Here is a 17,421-nt window from a genome sequence, read left to right as displayed (position 1 = left end):
AACAGTTTTTCTATTTTCTTAAATCTAACCTCAGCATGCACTCAAAAAAACTATTTTTGTAAGCACTGCCGATACCTATCTCATAATCTTTGATAAATACATCATTATTGTCAAATGAGTTGATGTGTGATTTATTGACGATAAAAGACCTGTTGATTCTGAGGAAAAGCTGTTGTGGCAATATTTCATGAATCTGCCTGACAATCATTCTTGTAATGATTCTTTCATTTTCCAGCTGAATAATAACATAATCTTTAAGTCCTTCAATAAATAATATATCATGGTGCTTTATCTTGAAATATCTACGGTCCGATTTGACAATGATATAATCATCTTGAATTTGATCTAAGTTTTTTTTATCCTCTGTCATTAATAATGTATGATAATTAATGGCTTTATCCACTGCTTTTTTTAATTTCAGAGAATTTATAGGCTTTACTAAATAATCTATAGCGTCAACTTCATAGCTGTCTACTGCATATTGAGAATAGGCCGTAGTAAAGATAATAAGCGTTAGTTTAGGTATACTGCGCGCAAACTCCAGGCCGTTGATTCCCGACATGCGAATATCGAGAAATATCAGATCGACAGGGGTATGCACTAAGAATTCGGAAGCGGTCTCCGCACTATTAAAACTTCCTAATAATTCCAATTGTGGAATCAGATCAACCATTTTCTTGATACCATTTCGTGCAATTGGTTCGTCGTCAACTATAATGTATCTCATTGTAAATCTAGGTATAAGGTAACTGTATATCTTTGATCTGTATCTGCAATATGCAGCTGGTGCTTTTTATGGTAAAGTAATGCTAAACGGCGTTTAATATTTTCCAATCCCAATCCACCAATAACCCGTTTTGATGGGGTAGTCGGTTTGGAATTTTCGCAAAAGAAGTAAAGCTTCCGGTTCACTACTTTAAACTCCATATTGACATACGATCCTTTACGATCGGAGCTATGTTTTACGGCATTTTCCACAAAATGCACGAATAACAATGGTGGTACGGTTATACTATCAAAATTTCCTTCTCTTTTCAAGCTAAAATCGCATTGATCACGTCTCAACTTTTCTAATTCCAGATAGTCTTCTAAAAATTTAATATCGTTCAATAACGGAACTAGTGCGTTTTTAGTCTCACTGAATTGATACTGAAGTATATCTTCAAATTTTTTTAGGATCATGGATGCTGTGATAGGGTCATCATCTACTAGAATATTGGCATTATTGATCATGTTAAAGAGAAAGTGTGGATTTATCTGGCTTTTTAGAAAGTGCTGTTGAATACGAGATGTTGCCAACTGTAATTCATGGATACGATGATTATTGATCAGCCACTGTTTGAACAATTGAAGGGCCGATATTCCAGTTAAAAAAAGTACGATAGCAAACAAAGAGGAGGTAATACTGAAAAATATGGCTATTGGCGATGGCTGTTGTCGAGTAACGGCAATATCATAAAAAAGCTCCTGCAGGATAACCATGATGCACAAAGCAAATACGGTAAAAATAACGACAGAAATAAGGTAATCTGCCATTTTATTTTTAGCCAAAAATCTTGGAAATAGTAAATTTTTATTTACATATACGAGACAATTCAGAAATAAATGATAACTGAACCAACCTAAAATGCGATCTGTGGATAGGTTAAGCTTATCAGGTGCATCGAAAAATATACCAATCGAAATGGCAAGGATGGCAGATTGCAATAGTAAAGTCCTCAGGAGACTATATTCAGGTTCAATTAGTAATCTGGTTAGCGAATTTGTATTTAATAAATTTTTCATTATTGGGACAATGCTAATTTAAGTGTAACACATCCTATTTCTAAGCGTAGTGTATACTGGTCGCTATACGTCAGATCAAGTCTCTTTCGTATCAATGTGAATTGATTCTCAAGTGTTTCTGTGATTGAATGCGATTTGCATACAAATGTGAGCACGTTATTTTCTATACTTGAGCTTATTGCCAATGTATTACTCTCTTTGATGAAACTTTGAACTAATGTCAAGAGTAACATGGGAGATATCTGGTGATACATATGTTGCTTTTCAATTTGAAGTTGAGATTCTAAAGTAGGTCTACAAAGCTTTTCAAGTGATATAAATTTAGTAACATAAAGGAGTTCCGAGTTTATTAAAGTCTTTTCCTGTTGTGCGTCATAAAGCTGGTAGCGCAATAATTCGCTTAACGTGAGGAGGATATCATTTGTTGTTCCTGGATCTTTTATTGTCCATAATGAAGCATGATGCAATGCTCTCGATAGAAATTCTGGTGTGATTTGCCCCTTGAGTTTATTCAGTTCAGAAGTAAGATGCTCTATTTCTAACATGCTCACGTGCTGGTTTGCAGAAGACCACGTCCGGTAAAGCAAAATTAAGGAAATCCCACAAAAACAGATTAGCGTTATCACAGAAGTGGAGAGGATATCGACCAGTATTAGGGGACTTGAATAATCTATTATTCTATGGTTTAAGTTTGCCCAATTGCGGATCCCGTACTCTATCCATAGCGATAATACTGGTAAGGATAACACACATATAATGGTGAGGATCAAATAGCACAATATGCGATCTCTTAATAGAAATTTGGGCGTAAGATAGAAATAATTAAAATACATGACGATTAGGTAAGTCATTAATGATGATCCGCCAATCAAATAAATATGATTTCCTAACATTATTTGGCAATCCTGATAGGAAATGAGAACCTGATTAAATGTGATCACAGCGGCAAAGGTAATGAAGAGCACGTGTCGCCAAACCTGATACTTTTTATCGAATACAAAAGAGCTTAATAAGTGTTTTTTCTCAATATCATTCATTGTTTTATAAGCTGTGGTTTAAGATACATTAAAATCTATTGTTTAACAATTTTTACAGGATGACCTTGTTATTATAAGTCTATCCTATAACTCACATTAAAGAGTGAATTGGCTGCAAAATAGGGCTCTATGGTTTGCGTCATGATATTAAATTTATGTTTTATAAATTCTTTTTGCTTTGTAGCATTTACGCTTTTTATGGCAAAAGTATGTGAAAAGCGACCACGGTTCATTTTATAGCTTAGTGTCAAATCACCTATAAACATACAGCGAAGTTGTTTTTCAAACATGCGGTTTTCGTCATACTGAACTTCTTTATCCGGATGTAATAATGTTGCTGCTTCATCTACTGGGGAATATCTTTGCCCTCCCAATTTGCTCGCCTTAAAATTGACCCCTAGTATATTGCTTCCAAAAATCCATTCTTTTCCTACTAAAAAATTGAATACATAATTACGGTTAAAGCGGGTGTTGTACCATTTATCATCTGCAGCTTTGTATTTAGAATCAAACAATGAGGTTGTCAGTAGGTAATAATATCCTTTTTTAAAGGATTTCGAAAGTGTAAGATCAACGCCTAAGTTTTTACCTTTTCCTTTGCTTATAAGTGATTGTGTCGTATAAAAATCAGTCCTGTTTAGAATGGAATAATTTCCTATCGGTGCGATCGGAACATCATAAAGTAATTGAAAATAGGGTTCTATCTTTAAATACAAATCAGATGTAAGTTCTTGGTTATAACCCACAGTGAACTGATGGCTTTTAAGAAATGCTAAATTGCGATTTATAAGTTCTTCTTCATTATTTTTAAAAAAATAAACATCAGGTCTTTCTATTCTGCTATGTAAACCATATGCTGCTGAAATAGAACGTCCTGGTAATGCATCCCAATTTACACCAACTCGAGGTTCTGCAACCGTATTTTTATTGAGTATGAAGTGTTGTACATTAAATCCGCCTACAACGGTGAAATCGTTGCTGATTTTTATTTTTGAATTGGAATAGGCTGAAATCATATTTGTATGGCTATTTGAATGAGCAAAATTGATCAATTGTTGTCCATAATAAGGAGTGTGATCTACATGTATATTATGATGGATATTGGTCAACGTCACCCCGGTTTTGTTGATATGATTGGGATGGAATTTGTGTTGTAATGTTGAACTGAAGATCAGGTTTGTCGTATTGTACGTCAAATCAGTTTTAGGACTTTTATGGTTTTCTATGTCATAAAAATCTTCATGAATATGATTGCTTGAATAGGTGGTGGCAAATGTACTTTTTAAAGAAGTTTTGTTGTTTTTTAAAAAATAATGGTGCGATAGGCCTGTTGCTCCGGCTTTCTGTTCAGCAGCAGATAATACACCATTATCTAAGTATTTTCTATTGGTCGATTGATCTAAAATTGGCGCAACATTATCGACCAGACCTAACCCCCATATGGAGAATACGCCCGATTTTTTGGTTGGAAAATTTAGATTGAAGTTCAAATCTTGATAACCGAGTTTTCCGCCAATATTCTCGTCTTTTCTTATTTTCTCTAATAGTCCAGTAGTAGAGTACCGATAATTGATAATGTAAGTAGCATTGCTGGATTTACTGATAGGACCCTCGGAAGCGACATCAATACCTAGCAGACCAAGCTGAAAGCTATGGTGATACAGTTTTCTATTACCTTTTCTCATTTTGATATCAAATACTCCAGATATGGCATTATTATATTCGGCGGGAAATGATCCGATCAAGAAATCTGAATTTCCAATCACATTGTTGCTCACCGCACATAAAAGACCTCCACCGAGTCCATTGATATCCGAAAAATGATTAGGACTTGGGATCTCAACACCTTCGAGCCGCCATTGCAATAAGCTCGGTGCATTGCCCCGAATGGAAAGCCCATTACTTGACATACTAGAAGTGGTCACGCCGGCATTGCTACTGACTAATCTAGCAGGGTCGTCCATGCCACCAGCAAAACGGCTAGCTTGTTCCGGACTGAACGTGTTTCCTCCAACAACTGTAAATGGATTAATTGGTTTTGCATGGAGTGTTTTAGGTTTTGACTCAACTTCCTGCAATGTAATAGCATTTTCATACATTGGAACTTCGATATATACCTGATGAACTGATCCGACAAGAACTTCCTTGATAATCTGACTTTCGTAGCCCGTGAACGATATCCTTAATTCATATCTTCCAATTGGAATATTTTCTAAAATGAACTTTCCGTCCATATTTGTCTTAGTTGATATCGGGTATGATCCCATAATTACAATTGACACATCTTGTAGTGCTTGACCTGACGCTGAATCATACACAAATCCTGATATTGTTTGATGTAATTTCTTATTTTGGGCATACAACATGCTGTTGGCGAATAAGCAGATGATGAGCAGCAGTGCTGCGAAAATTGAATTAGCTTGTTTTTTTGTCATTTTCTATGTAGAATTGATTTTGACAAAAGTATTTTTTGTTAGCACATCAATTTTGATTATGAGATAAACTAGCCTTATTTTGATACAAGTACACTTTTGGTGTCGATCATGTAGTCTTATCGGAATTAAAGCAGGACGCATGAGCTCATCAGGTTAGTAGCTGCAGACAAAAACAAATGAGCACTTCAGTTTGTTTAATAATAAATATATTATCAATTAAAACAACTATGTACTGAGGTATATCACTCCGTATCGACATTGAGTTCGTCAAGAAGGCATTGCCCGAGATACGGGACGAAAGTAAACAGCTCGATTATGACTGTCGATATTTTGAAAATTTGCAAACGATTACCTTCACGTCTGTCTCGTTTACAATTTAGGATGATATGTCAACATGTCTGATGGAAAGTATCGGTACAAACGCTATCAATCGTGAAATCTGCCGTCCTTAAGACATGAAGGACTGCTGCAGCAAAGTTTGTTTTAATTATATCAATGAGATTTTATGAAGTTTGTACCCTTGAGCCAGCCTATACTTTTAGATTTAAAACGGAGCGGTTATAATATTTTGACATCCAAAAATGCAGTTGAAGACAAAAACCCAACATGGTATCCGTTAACTGTCGCAGATGTTAATGACTATCTGTTAAGCCTGGACTGTAAGGGGAGCATTGGTCCAATGCAAGAGTCCGCTCTATTAGTTATTGAAGATACCCTTAATCATATAGATGAAGTGCAGCTTCAGGGCGAAGTATTTATTGAAGTAAATCATTTACAAGAATTACAGGACAAAATTAATTTTTATGGCAAGCGATATACGTGTATTTCCGATCGGGAATACTACGATTTTGCATTCGATCCGAAGCGGGTTCTCGTACGTAATTATGCCTTGCGAACAGGCAACCATCTCCTGTATTTAGCTTATATCAGCTTAAATTATAACAATCATCTTCTCGATGAAATCCAAAATCTTGAGGATCTTACCCTTTCTTTGATCTGCTTAGATCAAGACCAGGCTAGAGATTGGTTTAAGACATATGAGATTACTATGGTGCAATCAGATATCTCGATATATGACAAGGATGCTATTTTAACCGTTTTTTTACTTAAAAAGGATCAACAAATAACGATTCCTTTAGAAGATAAAGATGAGCTGGTTTATAATCTGATGCATATAGAAGACCTGTTGCAACTCCGTGATCTATTTTGGATAGATCCGCGATTACATTAATCGTTCATTATTTTGTTTAGGAATTATTGCATTAAATGTCTTCCAGCAAAAATATTTCTTTCCAAATTTTTTACTTCCAATTTTATATAAAAAGTTGTTTTTTTTCTCATTGATTTGTTTGCTTTTAAGTATGACTTTAATAATGGTACTTTATGAAACATTTATTGATATATTTAGGACTTGTAAAATAAGTTGGAATTGTAGAATACCTGCTACGTCCCAATTTCTGTTTTTAAATTTTACTGCTTTCATGGTCATTTATCTTTAAAAGTTATTGAACAGTACAAAGATATTTTGATTTGAAGACACGACGATTTAAGTAATTACGGGAAGACTTTAATTATTTACTGATTGGAGAAAATGCATGGAACACTACCCGTTCCTTTTTTAAATAACGTTGCGAAAAATACTGGTAAATGATTCAGAAGTAGCATTTCTCATCCAGCGCAGATGTTCAATTTCCTTTTTCAACAGTTGTTTTTCAGCATTAGATTTGATCAGTTGAATAGTTTTTTCGTCATGTTCAATAGCCTTAACAATATCTGTCAGCAGATAGCTTTTCTATTCCCAAAACTTTCGCAACATAGCACACGGTCTGTTTAGTACTGTAATTGGCAAATATTCATTTAAAATAATCTGATTGTATAGTTGTAAGATGTATTGCCATTAGTTTTGGCCTGTAAGTGTAGTGTGCATATAAGCAATTCCTGCTATTAAATGATAATTTGAAATTTCATTTCCGTTTGTGGCACTTATCAAATCATTAGTATCCGCTTTCATTAATTGATTTAACCCACAAATTTTATCTTCCCATCGAGCAAAACAACTTCACCTTTATGGTTTGTTTTTGTTTCCTAGCGTGAACTTTGAAAATACATCAAAGCCAAGACATAACCAATCACAACGTTTATATCCAGCTACTGGTTTCGGAAAACAGTTGGCGAAATGCCTGTTTCCTTTTTGAAAAATGTTGCGAAATAGGAAGGATATTCAAATCCTAAACTAAAAGCGATCTCGCTAATACTCACAGAACTTGTTCTTAATTTATTCTTTGCTATCTGTATAAGCAGTTGATGGATATGTTCTTGTGGTGAACGTCCTGTATAATGTTTGATGAGGTCTCCAAAATAATTAGCAGACAAATTAGCTTTATCAGAAAAATAAGAGACAGATGGCATTTTCAGGGCATTTTGCTCATCGTTATAATACGTTTCGAGGTTCTTATAAAAATCGGCAACAGTAGTATTATAGAGCTCCTGTCTTGTATCAAATTGTCTGCTGTAAAATTTTTGTATATAGGATAGAATAAGCGAAGCATACGAAATTACAATTTCCTGTGAAAAATTTTCGTTACCATCAAATTCTTTTAATGCTTTTCGAAAAAGGTCAGTGATTGTTTTCTCTTCCTCTTTGGTTATAAAAAGTGCTTCATGATTGCTGTAGTAAGTAAAACTATATTCTTTGGCTATTTTTCTGAATAGTCCCGCATCAATCAGAATTTGGTAGCCTAAAATTTCATGTGCTATGTCCCATTGAAGAAAATCTCCCGGTTGGTCTAGGTATACAAAAGCATCTGCCTGATCAAATATTGTCTGACCGAAATTCTTATCTTTATCAAAATTCAACTTAATTGCTAAAAGATAGAAATCAAGCTCGATAGGGACAGATTTTCTCCGCATATCCGTTTGATTCTCGTATTCGACCAAATGGATGTAGCTATTCTTAAAACCGCTAATATTGGTATATTCAAGAAAATCTTTTATGTTATATTTTTTCTTCAACTGATTTATTTATTTTAATACACAAAGTTAAGAATTAATGTCGCTGAAGACTTTAAATATTTATGGAAATGTTTTCAATTTTTACGGTTAAAGTTGTTACAACTTTAACTTAAGCAGTGCAACGGAATTGTTATGTTAAATCTCTTAATGTGGTATACGTACTGTTTTTTTATTCGGTTAAAAAGTGAGAAAGCTTTGTAAGGGAAACCTCCGTACGCACTTCCTGTATTTTTTTTTCCTGCTCTGAGATTTATTAAGTCATTTCCAGACGATCTTTATCCTTCATTTTTGAGGTGTTAACGATAAAATCAGTTTATGGCAGGCCTGTTTAATTTTTCTTTGAGCACTTCGATTTTATCAGATAAAATGCAAAGATGATGAGGCTATCAAGGCGGTTAGTGATTTGATCAGATATCGGAACACTTGCATATGGGATACTTTTAATAGCCAATTATTTCTTAATAAGGTAAGCTCAAAAATCTTTTTTAGTATAACTGTGATTTTATATTTCAATAAAGAAAAAAAGGATCATCCTTATAGTTGAAAAATATTTTTCACGGTATTCAGTCGGAGTCAATTTCGTTATTTTTTTAAAAAATGAGAGAAAATTATTAGTCTCCGAAAATCCAAGATCAGAGGCGATATCCTTTAATGGCATATCAGATTGTTTCAAGTGAGTTTTTGCCATTTCTACAATATGAGAGTCGAGTATACATTTTGGACTTTTTCCAAATGCTTTTTTTGTGATCATTGATAAAGTTCTTTTACTGACCATAATATGATCGGCATAAAATTCAAGTTTTTTATTCACCTTATAATATGTGGCGACAGCATGAACAAATTCCTGTGCTCTTTGCTGAATGTATCGAGAGTTTTTCCTAACAGGGGCTTTTCCTGTCTGTTGATCCAATACAAGCTTGTAATACATGATCATTTGACTTAAAAGATTTGATATATATTTATCACCTAGATCATAATCTTCATTATTTTGATAGCCGGAAATGACTCTGCCTATCTGGCGTAAATAGATCACTTCATCCTCCGGAAGTTCAAATGAATAATCATTACTGATCCGGTTATCGAACAGTATCCTGACAGTTGGATCTTCTATCAAAGATTTGTTATAGAAAAAGTAGTCCGCATCTTCGTAAATTTCAATAGGATTTTCGGAAGGTAGATCGATTACCTTTGCAATTTGCCTGTATTTATTATTTTCTAATGGAATAATCCAGTTAATAGACAATATATCGAATTCGATAAAGTACTTTTCAACTTTATCGGCTTCCTTTATTAACTCGGAGCCTGTCGTATATAAATAATTCCTTACACTCATAAAACTTCCTCTTTATATAAACACTAACAGTTGAGAAATAAAACAAATAATGATTATTAGAAGATTTTAGTACGTCTGCAGCAGTTATAAACTATTCTTATTTATTCAAAACCTCATAAGTACATAAATAGAAAACTTAATTCGCTAAGGAACTTCGTTTAGAATACTTATTTGGATTATACTATCTGAAATAGTATAGCTTTTAATTGATTTGTGCTACCGCAGAAAAGAACTAATTGCATGAGCCATTTTTCAACTTGAAAAAAGGAACCCTCTAATGTAACAAAATTAATATATCAATTTTTTAAGCAACAATAGAATTGGGAATATTTTGCTATGTAAATAGGATTGTTTTAACAGTTTGCGGGCATTCATTTCAGTAGGTCTTATATCTATTATTTGTAGACACACCGTTGTTAAAGTTTTTTTTGTAAAAGCATGAACTTTTCTAAAAAATGTATATTTAAGTACTTATTAAGTTCTTTTGTTTGAAAAAATGTGTTTTCATTCTTTTTTTTCTTTATTTGATATTTTTTTCTTCTCCTTTTTATACCTAAAGTGGTTTTTATCTTATCTAGTTTTGTGCCGATAATAGTTTTCTTAATATGGAGCTGTATTTAACTGCGTGTCTATTGAATGGTTTAGTATCATGAAACTAATGTTATCGATTTTTTAGATGATTGCCATTAAATCTTTGTCGTAGGTCAAATGTGTATTGACTAAGCTGGAGTTAGATTTTATAAGAAATATCGATCATGATATTTTTTATCCTACGAGTTTGCGTGGTAGTTCAATGGTTTAAAATTTAAGACAAATAATAATTATGAAAAGAAACAACAAAAATGTTTATCAACCACCTGTTATTCTGGGGGTTGAGGTTGAATTGGAGCAGGGGATTGCTGCTGGGTCTGCAACCGGAACTCCTTCTCCATCAGTTAACGATTGGGGTAATGGTTCTAGTGATAGTCAAAATGGAGATTTTTAATTAGAGGTATTTACGAAAACGAATTAGTTTTATGAAGTTAGGAAATTTTACATATGGAAATTGGGTTTTAGTTGCAGCAATGTTGGCGGCATCGGGACCTTTATTAACAAGTTGCTCCAAAGATCGTGATGTTGAGATTGTCGATAAATTTGAGGGAACAAAATTGGTGATTTCGGTTGCAGGCATTAATGAGGGGCAAGTAATCTCTGGAGGAAAAGCTACTTCGAAAGGTGCAATGGGTACTCCAAAAGTTAAAAGTTATGGTGAATTTGATGCACAAACAGTACTTGATAGTAATGTACCTGTTCGTGCTGGTAGTTTGGGAGCGATGGTCAGTAATGGGATAAGTAAGAAAGCTGCCACTGGTACCAAAGCTGCTACTATTGCAAATGGTGTAAAGTATCGTGTGTTTTTGTTTACAGCGGATGGCGGTACTTTGGTAACCTCTGCTGAATTCACTTCAGGTACAGCTGGTACGATTGATGTCACGAAAGGTACAACTTATAAGTGGGTAGCTGTTTCATACAACAATGGAGAATCAGTACCAAGTACAGCTTCTTTTGCCATACCAGGTGGAAAAGATGTTTTGTATGCATCGGGAACAACTACCATTCCTACAGGAGCGGGGACAGTCAATGTACCCATTGGGATTACATTTGCGCATAAGTTTTCACGGATTGCAATTGAGCTGAATTCGATGGGTATGTTTGGTAATATGCAGTCTCCTACAACAGTAGCGATTTCCGGTTTGAGCCTACAAACAGGAACGCTCAATGTCGTAGATGGTACTGTAGGGGGCTTAACATCGTATGCGCAGACGATCAATTTTGACAGCTTCACCGACGTCGATCCTTTATATCAAGACGATAAGATAGTTTATGCTTATACAGCAGGTACTACCGCTATGAACGTAAATGTTGGTGTATCAAATTTAACCATTAATCACGTGGATGGAGATATCGGTACAGGTTCTGGAGATGGTATTCGCCGGTTTTCAGCAGCAGTAGTTAATTTTCCGTTTAGTGTAACCCCTCAAAGTGGAAATAGCCATCGCTTATTGGTAAATTTGGTAGAATCACCATTAACATATAGTTATAATGGTTCCGCTTCTGTGAGATGGGCAAGAACAAACCTGTATTATCAGGCAGGGCATAATTCGTATCGTTTTTACGGAGCGAATAAACAGCGAAATGATATCAATGGATATTTTTCGTTCAATGGTCATATTCCAATGAAATATGCCCAATCTGTGAATCCAATTGATCCATGTACCCAAGTATATCCGCAAAATGTATGGAGATCACCAAAAAATACGGAATTCAATGTATTTACAACTGATCAAGGATTGTTAACGAATATACTTGGTTCTGTGACCGGAATAATTGCCGCTGATCCAGCTCCAAACGCGACCACGGGACCAGCATCCGATTATGTTGAATATAATGGTGCAATAGGTTCAAATGTTAACGCATTTGGTGTCGGATCAAATGCACTTCGTTTTTATTATAACGGTGTTCATGTGGGGGTGAATTTGCTAGGTGATGGTATTTTAACTTTGAACCTAGGTAATACCTATGGTCGTGAAGCAACACTATGGTCAAGTGATAAACAATTAAACTTACTCGGACTGGCCGGTGTAGGTGCGTGGGGATACCATGCTGCAAGAAGGACTGCACTCCTTGGAGGTAATTATATTAAAGCGCAAAAAACAGCAGAATTACTTTCAAACATTGATATTCTTGGCATTAACCTATTAACTTCTACACTTAAAAATGTTCGTTGTGTGAGGAATTAAGAATTCGAAATACAATTTAACGAAGTGAAATAGTTATTACTTTGAGTTATTACTAATCTCAAGTGCCCTTGAATTTGATTCATGGGCACTTTTTTTATCCTTTTTTTTTAAAAATACACAAGTTCCAACAGCCAAAAGTTAAAAATTGTAAAAGTGAGCTGTAATTGTTGCCATTTTATGTCTATACAATTCTCTTTTTGATATTTTTTTATTCCTGAATTTATACATATAATATATGGTTAACTCTTTATTTTTATAACTCCAATAGTCAATCTCCTATGTTAAATTTCATATCCTTGGCCAGTTTTTACATAACTGGCCATATTTACTATTATGAAGAGACTTTGTGCTTAAAAATTGGATAAGATCCCAGGTAGGAGAATCGTAGTGGTAGAAGTGATATATATTATTTGAGTTTGGTGAAGATAAAAGCAGCAAATGGGAGAGAAGCTGTAAGAATAAGATAATGTTACTGACGACACTTTATAAATAGAAGATATTATGAATAAGACAACAATAATTATAGATGACGATAAGATATCTGTTTTTTTATTGAAAATTTTGCTTAAAAATTCTGAGATAGTCCCTGGGGATATATTGACTATGGATGGTGAAAAAGTACTTGAGTATTTTTCTAGTAGTGCCAGTCATCATACTGAGTTTCTAGTATTCTTGGATCTCCGTATGCCAGGAATGAATGGATGGGAGTTGCTGGAACATTTTAATCGTTTTAGTTTTTCTGAAAATATTTTTGTTGTTATCGTTAGTGCGTCTGCGGAGAAGAATGATTATATAAAAGCTTTTGAAAATAAACTTGTGGTTGATTATCTAACAAAACCGCTGGATAAATATAAAATTTGCAATCTAACAAGTACTCTTGAAATTTTGGGTTTCGGCTGTGTTAATCGTATTTAGGCTTCGTGCGATATTTCAGCCGTGAAGATTACTCATATTGTACTATGGTTATTCTCTTATACGCTTTTGCCGCTTCATTTCCCCTCGCAGTAATAGAATGAAGTAAGGGAATAAGGGTTTTGCCAAAATCAGTCAATTCGTATTCCACTTTTAGAGGTGGTTTGCTGGTATAAACGGTTCGGGTCATCAATCTTTCTGCTTCCATTTCTTTTAGTGGCAGATTCAACGAGGATGTTATTGTTATATAGCATTAATAATAGTAGTTTTGTTCTATTTTACTTAATAGAATGAATGATGTATGAGAGTCGGTTTCTTTCAATATGCAGTTGTTTGGCGTGATAGAGATGCTAATTTATCTTATATAGAATCGAAAATACTGAATGAGAAATTCGATCTGTTAGTGCTGCCCGAATTGTTTACAAGTGGATATGCCTATAATGACAGGAAAGAATTACTTCCATTTGGCGAAGATTTATCAAACAGTCCAACAATAAAATTCTTCACCCAATTGATGCAAAGATGCGGAGGTTATATCACCGGTAGTATACCAGAACTTTACGATGGCAAGTTGTACAACTCGTCTATCCTCGTAGGTCGAGACGGATTAGTCGCATCGTACCGAAAAATTCATGTTACAGATTATGAAAAACGAGCTTTTACGGCAGGCAATGAACCGATATGGGGACAATGCGGAGATGCAAAAGTGGGATTGACCATCTGTTTCGATGCTTGGTTTGCTCCACTTTCTTCCCTGCTAAGAAATCAAGGTGCAGCTATTATTTGCAACTCTGCAAACTTTGGCGGCGAGGTTACTCCAACCATCATTCCTATTCGCGCACTCGAAAACCAGTGCTTTTATATCAATTGCAATAGAGTAGGAACAGAATTTTTTGAAGGAGAGGAAGAAGCATATCGTGGCGAAAGTCAGATTGTTAGTCCTGACGGAAAAGTGATAGCCAAAGCTGATAACAAAGAGTCATTGCGTATTATAGATATAGACTTGGCAGAAGTCAATCATCCGGCATTTGGTAGTTTTATTACAAAAGATTTTGTGACGGAACACAATAAATATAGGGTTGAAATGTAGTGTTTAAGCTAGTGTTTACCTCATGATATTTTTAGCAGCTAGCGTTAACATTTTTTTAAACTCTTTGACAGCTTCCGTTTCATAACTGCCTTTTAATGAAATAATCTTTGCATATCTCATCAAACCCTCATCCTGGATTGCAATGGAAGCCAAAGTAGTTCCCACAACACTTGTTTTAATAAAGATACTGTACCAATTTCCAGAGTTGACGAGTCTAATCGCTGTGGGTATATCATTGACTTCAATCGTAAATTTTGGACTTAACCCTTTTGCTGAGAACGCCCTGTGAACCGTATGAGTCATATCATATCCCATTGTTGCAATGACCAAAGGAAGTTTGCAGATTTCTTCGAGGGTAATATTAGTTTTATAGGATACTTCCGTACCCGCTAATGCTGCCAGTACCATTGGACAGCTGAATAAATTTTTATAAGTAAAATAGGGGGCTATTTCAGTTTCATGAAGAGCCAAAACAAAATCCACCTGAGCTTGTTGAAGCTTCTCATAAAGACTGTGGGATGGCTCATAGATAACTTTAATGTTTATTTGAGGAAATTTCTCTGTAAAGTTTATTAAAGTTTCTACAAAAAAATCCTTAAGACCATAAGCTACACCTATGGTTATCGTGCCAACCTTTATCTTTTTTAAATCCTGGAGCATCAATTTTCCATCTGCAGCTTTTCTGACACTCTGTTCGGCATATTCAGTAAATAATCTACCAGGTTCTGTTAGTGTTATCTGCTTACCAATACGGTTAAAAAGAGAAACATCCAATTCCATCTCCAGTTGTTTGATTTGCTGTGATAATGTACTCTGGCTGATATTTAAGCGTTTTGCAGCTTCAGTAAAACTCAGTAATTCTTGTGCTTTAAGAAAATATTTAAGTTGTCTAAGTTCCATTTTACTTGTATGATTTGCTCGTCCAAAGGTATAAAAAGTATCATTAATCCATCGAAAAAACCGATCGATGTGATCGAATAAAAACGTTTTGCCGATTTGAAAAAAGGACAGAGATTTGTCATTATATGAAATCAGCATCTCAGTCTATAGAAAGTGAAAAGTTGGACTTTTTTAAAGTTCTGAATTTGGGTATAGCGCAAATCGTACTTTGGGGTGGTTCGTATTTTTTACTTTCTGTCTTAGCAAAGGATATTATGGCGGAAATGAACTGGTCTTATCAGCAAGTTTATGGTTGCCTCTCACTTGCCCTATTGGTTTCAGGATTGCTGTTACCTACAGTGGGTAGAACTATACAGCATACTGATCGTCATGCTGTATTACTTTTTTCGGGATTAGTGATGGCGATAGGTTTGATCGTGATCGGCAGCTCAAGTAATTTTCTGATATTTGCTTCAGGGTGGGTGATTATCGGTATAGCCATGGCAATGGGGCTATATGATGCATTGTTTGCTGCAATCGGTAAAAAGTATAGTTTTAATGTAGCAAAATCACTCGTTTGGATCACTCTAGTATCCAGTTTAGCACCTTCCGTTTCTTGGATATTTACCAGCTATATTTTGGATAGTTTTGGATGGAGAAATACTTGCTATACATATGCCATATTGCTGATAATTTCTATATTCCCGATTCATCTGTATGTTTTCAAAAATAAAGAAGGAAACAAAAGCACCTTAAAAAATGAGACTTTCCGATCATCAGTCGAGCTCTTCCGTTCTAAATTGTACTATTTACTATCAGCAAATTTTACTCTTGGTTCGGTCATAAGTTCCACCGTTATCATATACTTAATCGAAATATTACTACACGGCAGGATTGAGATGTCAATGGTACTAGTAATAATTGCATTTTTAGGCCCAAGTCAAGCCATGGCACGAGTTATTGAGTTGATCATTGGAAAAAGGACTGCTATTGAAATGTCCTTTATTTCTACCATAATCATTTTTTTGGGTATGGTATTGATTTTTATATCACCAATACTTGCAATACCAGGAGTAATAGTTTTTGGCATAGGAAACGGGATGCGTTCAGTTTTGAGAGGAACCTTGCCATTGTCGGTTTACGGGAGGGACAATTATGCCTTGATTATTGGAAGACTTGCAAGGATGCCGTTACTAGCACAAGCAACAGCTCCTTTCCTAGGAGGTTATCTTATTCAGCAATTTGGTATGGTATTTTTTTTATGTGTAATCAGTTTTATGGCAATCATAAATATTTTTTTAATTGCACTCATCAAACAAGCAATAGAACAGTATAAATTAATTTCAATCCATGAATAATATAAAATATTCTTTTAGACAGGCTACAGCAGGAGATGCTGTTCAAATTTGGAAAATTTTAGAAAAAGCGATCAAGAGACGAAAAGAGGATGGGAGTACGCAATGGCAAGATGGCTATCCCAATCTATCCGTTATTGAAAATGATATTAAGAATAGTGTTGGTTACGTATTGGTGGATGATGATATCATCACTGGTTATTGTGCTATTTTGATCAATGATGAACCAGCCTATGCTAATATAAAAGGAGCTTGGTTGACTAATGGTGATTTTGTGGTTTACCATAGAGTTGCAATTTCCGAAAAGTATCTTGGTCAAGGATTGGCGCAGAGGATTTTACAGCATATCGAAGATTTTGCACTTAAACACAATATTTATAGCGTCAAGGTTGATACTAATTTTGATAATACGGGCATGCTCTGGATATTGCAAAAAATGTGTTATCACTATTGTGGTGAAGTAACATTCAGAGGAAGTCCAAGAAAAGCCTTTGAGAAAATTTTAAGATAAGGTAGATTAAATGTCTTCATAATTACAGCATTCGGAGGTTTGCGACTATTGCATCATATTTGAAAAATTTATCATGGAAGCCAAGTTTCAAAGGAATTGACTGCACTGATCAGTGTATACTTCCCAAAAAACATTAATCCATTTGGTTTACATTTGTGAAATTGATAAGTGACTTGCAAACGTTATAAAAAAAAGTAATAGCAGTCGATTCATTTTTAACTCGTTATCTGTGACAAACCTTGCAAAGGGATAAATATTTGAACCCATCTAGCGTTAACATTAACGATCAACT

The 17,421-nt window shown here is 34.8% G+C and carries 15 protein-coding genes; 7 read left to right on the top strand and 8 right to left on the bottom strand.

The window, feature by feature from the left end:
• Positions 1 to 10: 10 nt before the first annotated feature.
• The 4 genes from FHR29_RS07520 to FHR29_RS07505 all read right to left on the bottom strand — a co-directional run bounded on the left by FHR29_RS07520 (position 11) and on the right by FHR29_RS07505 (position 5,257).
• Positions 11 to 727 carry a LytTR family DNA-binding domain-containing protein gene (locus tag FHR29_RS07520; protein WP_168126430.1) on the bottom strand — a complete coding sequence of 239 codons (717 nt, stop codon included), beginning with the start codon at positions 725 to 727 and terminating at the stop codon, positions 11 to 13.
• Positions 724 to 1,785, bottom strand: coding sequence for a sensor histidine kinase (locus tag FHR29_RS07515; protein ID WP_183913542.1), 1,062 nt, complete (start codon positions 1,783 to 1,785; stop codon positions 724 to 726). The genes FHR29_RS07520 and FHR29_RS07515 overlap by 4 nt, the downstream gene beginning before the upstream one ends.
• Entirely contained in the window at positions 1,785 to 2,822 is a 1,038-nt protein-coding gene (locus tag FHR29_RS07510; RefSeq protein WP_168126432.1) for a histidine kinase, read from the bottom strand. Before FHR29_RS07510 ends, FHR29_RS07515 begins: the two co-directional genes overlap by 1 nt.
• 71 nt (positions 2,823 to 2,893) lie before the next feature.
• Positions 2,894 to 5,257, bottom strand: a complete 2,364-nt coding sequence (locus tag FHR29_RS07505) for a TonB-dependent receptor (RefSeq protein WP_183913540.1) — start codon at positions 5,255 to 5,257, stop codon at positions 2,894 to 2,896.
• Between the two features lie 505 nt (positions 5,258 to 5,762).
• On the opposite strand from FHR29_RS07505, the gene FHR29_RS07500 reads away from it, so the two are divergent.
• Complete coding sequence (locus tag FHR29_RS07500) at positions 5,763 to 6,488, top strand: hypothetical protein (protein ID WP_183913538.1); 726 nt, start codon at positions 5,763 to 5,765, stop codon at positions 6,486 to 6,488.
• A gap of 917 nt (positions 6,489 to 7,405) precedes the next feature.
• Here the strand turns inward: FHR29_RS07500 and FHR29_RS07495 are convergent.
• Together FHR29_RS07495 and FHR29_RS07490 are read right to left on the bottom strand one after the other, a co-directional pair.
• Entirely contained in the window at positions 7,406 to 8,269 is an 864-nt protein-coding gene (locus FHR29_RS07495; RefSeq protein ID WP_183913536.1) for an AraC family transcriptional regulator, read from the bottom strand.
• Positions 8,270 to 8,771: 502 nt separating this feature from the next.
• On the bottom strand, positions 8,772 to 9,602 hold the full coding sequence (locus tag FHR29_RS07490; protein WP_183913534.1) for an AraC family transcriptional regulator: 831 nt from the start codon (positions 9,600 to 9,602) through the stop codon (positions 8,772 to 8,774).
• A gap of 823 nt (positions 9,603 to 10,425) precedes the next feature.
• Between FHR29_RS07490 and FHR29_RS07485 the strand changes: the two genes are divergently transcribed.
• From FHR29_RS07485 to FHR29_RS07475, 3 genes are all read left to right on the top strand, one after another.
• On the top strand, positions 10,426 to 10,587 hold the full coding sequence (locus FHR29_RS07485) for a hypothetical protein (RefSeq protein ID WP_183913532.1): 162 nt from the start codon (positions 10,426 to 10,428) through the stop codon (positions 10,585 to 10,587).
• A 31-nt stretch (positions 10,588 to 10,618) separates the two neighbouring features.
• Entirely contained in the window at positions 10,619 to 12,382 is a 1,764-nt protein-coding gene (locus tag FHR29_RS07480; protein ID WP_183913530.1) for a hypothetical protein, read from the top strand.
• A gap of 501 nt (positions 12,383 to 12,883) precedes the next feature.
• Positions 12,884 to 13,297, top strand: a complete 414-nt coding sequence (locus tag FHR29_RS07475) for a two-component system response regulator (protein ID WP_183913528.1) — start codon at positions 12,884 to 12,886, stop codon at positions 13,295 to 13,297.
• Positions 13,298 to 13,325: 28 nt separating this feature from the next.
• On the opposite strand, the gene FHR29_RS26845 is transcribed toward FHR29_RS07475, so the two are convergent.
• Positions 13,326 to 13,523: a winged helix-turn-helix transcriptional regulator gene (locus tag FHR29_RS26845; protein ID WP_409321977.1), complete on the bottom strand. Its 198-nt coding sequence runs from the start codon at positions 13,521 to 13,523 to the stop codon at positions 13,326 to 13,328.
• Positions 13,524 to 13,595: 72 nt separating this feature from the next.
• Here FHR29_RS26845 and FHR29_RS07465 point away from each other — a divergent pair, with 72 nt between their 5' ends.
• On the top strand, positions 13,596 to 14,384 hold the full coding sequence (locus tag FHR29_RS07465; protein WP_183913524.1) for a carbon-nitrogen hydrolase family protein: 789 nt from the start codon (positions 13,596 to 13,598) through the stop codon (positions 14,382 to 14,384).
• Positions 14,385 to 14,399: 15 nt separating this feature from the next.
• Here the strand turns inward: FHR29_RS07465 and FHR29_RS07460 are convergent, their stop codons facing one another.
• On the bottom strand, positions 14,400 to 15,284 hold the full coding sequence (locus FHR29_RS07460; protein WP_183913522.1) for a LysR family transcriptional regulator: 885 nt from the start codon (positions 15,282 to 15,284) through the stop codon (positions 14,400 to 14,402).
• 125 nt (positions 15,285 to 15,409) lie between these two features.
• Here FHR29_RS07460 and FHR29_RS07455 point away from each other — a divergent pair, with 125 nt between their 5' ends.
• Together FHR29_RS07455 and FHR29_RS07450 are read left to right on the top strand one after the other, a co-directional pair.
• On the top strand, positions 15,410 to 16,621 hold the full coding sequence (locus FHR29_RS07455; protein ID WP_183913520.1) for an MFS transporter: 1,212 nt from the start codon (positions 15,410 to 15,412) through the stop codon (positions 16,619 to 16,621).
• On the top strand, positions 16,614 to 17,129 hold the full coding sequence (locus tag FHR29_RS07450; RefSeq protein ID WP_021189200.1) for a GNAT family N-acetyltransferase: 516 nt from the start codon (positions 16,614 to 16,616) through the stop codon (positions 17,127 to 17,129). Before FHR29_RS07455 ends, FHR29_RS07450 begins: the two co-directional genes overlap by 8 nt.
• The last annotated feature ends 292 nt before the right edge of the window (positions 17,130 to 17,421 follow it).

The sequence above is a fragment of the Sphingobacterium sp. JUb56 genome (assembly GCF_014191365.1).
GTDB classification, from domain to species: Bacteria; Bacteroidota; Bacteroidia; order Sphingobacteriales; family Sphingobacteriaceae; genus Sphingobacterium; species Sphingobacterium anhuiense.
The sequence above is the reverse complement of the archived record's forward strand: the minus strand, read 5'-3'. Positions and strand labels throughout refer to the sequence as shown.

Coding starts and splice junctions, on each gene's coding strand:
- FHR29_RS07485 (WP_183913532.1), top strand. CDS start 10,426: ATGAAAAGAAACAACAAAAATGTTTATCAACCACCTGTTATTCTGGGG.
- FHR29_RS07450 (WP_021189200.1), top strand. CDS start 16,614: ATGAATAATATAAAATATTCTTTTAGACAGGCTACAGCAGGAGATGCT.
- FHR29_RS07460 (WP_183913522.1), bottom strand. CDS start 15,284: ATGGAACTTAGACAACTTAAATATTTTCTTAAAGCACAAGAATTACTG.
- FHR29_RS07455 (WP_183913520.1), top strand. CDS start 15,410: ATGAAATCAGCATCTCAGTCTATAGAAAGTGAAAAGTTGGACTTTTTT.
- FHR29_RS07475 (WP_183913528.1), top strand. CDS start 12,884: ATGAATAAGACAACAATAATTATAGATGACGATAAGATATCTGTTTTT.
- FHR29_RS07520 (WP_168126430.1), bottom strand. CDS start 727: ATGAGATACATTATAGTTGACGACGAACCAATTGCACGAAATGGTATC.
- FHR29_RS07510 (WP_168126432.1), bottom strand. CDS start 2,822: ATGAATGATATTGAGAAAAAACACTTATTAAGCTCTTTTGTATTCGAT.
- FHR29_RS07480 (WP_183913530.1), top strand. CDS start 10,619: ATGAAGTTAGGAAATTTTACATATGGAAATTGGGTTTTAGTTGCAGCA.
- FHR29_RS07505 (WP_183913540.1), bottom strand. CDS start 5,257: ATGACAAAAAAACAAGCTAATTCAATTTTCGCAGCACTGCTGCTCATC.
- FHR29_RS07490 (WP_183913534.1), bottom strand. CDS start 9,602: ATGAGTGTAAGGAATTATTTATATACGACAGGCTCCGAGTTAATAAAG.
- FHR29_RS07515 (WP_183913542.1), bottom strand. CDS start 1,785: ATGAAAAATTTATTAAATACAAATTCGCTAACCAGATTACTAATTGAA.
- FHR29_RS07500 (WP_183913538.1), top strand. CDS start 5,763: ATGAAGTTTGTACCCTTGAGCCAGCCTATACTTTTAGATTTAAAACGG.
- FHR29_RS07465 (WP_183913524.1), top strand. CDS start 13,596: ATGAGAGTCGGTTTCTTTCAATATGCAGTTGTTTGGCGTGATAGAGAT.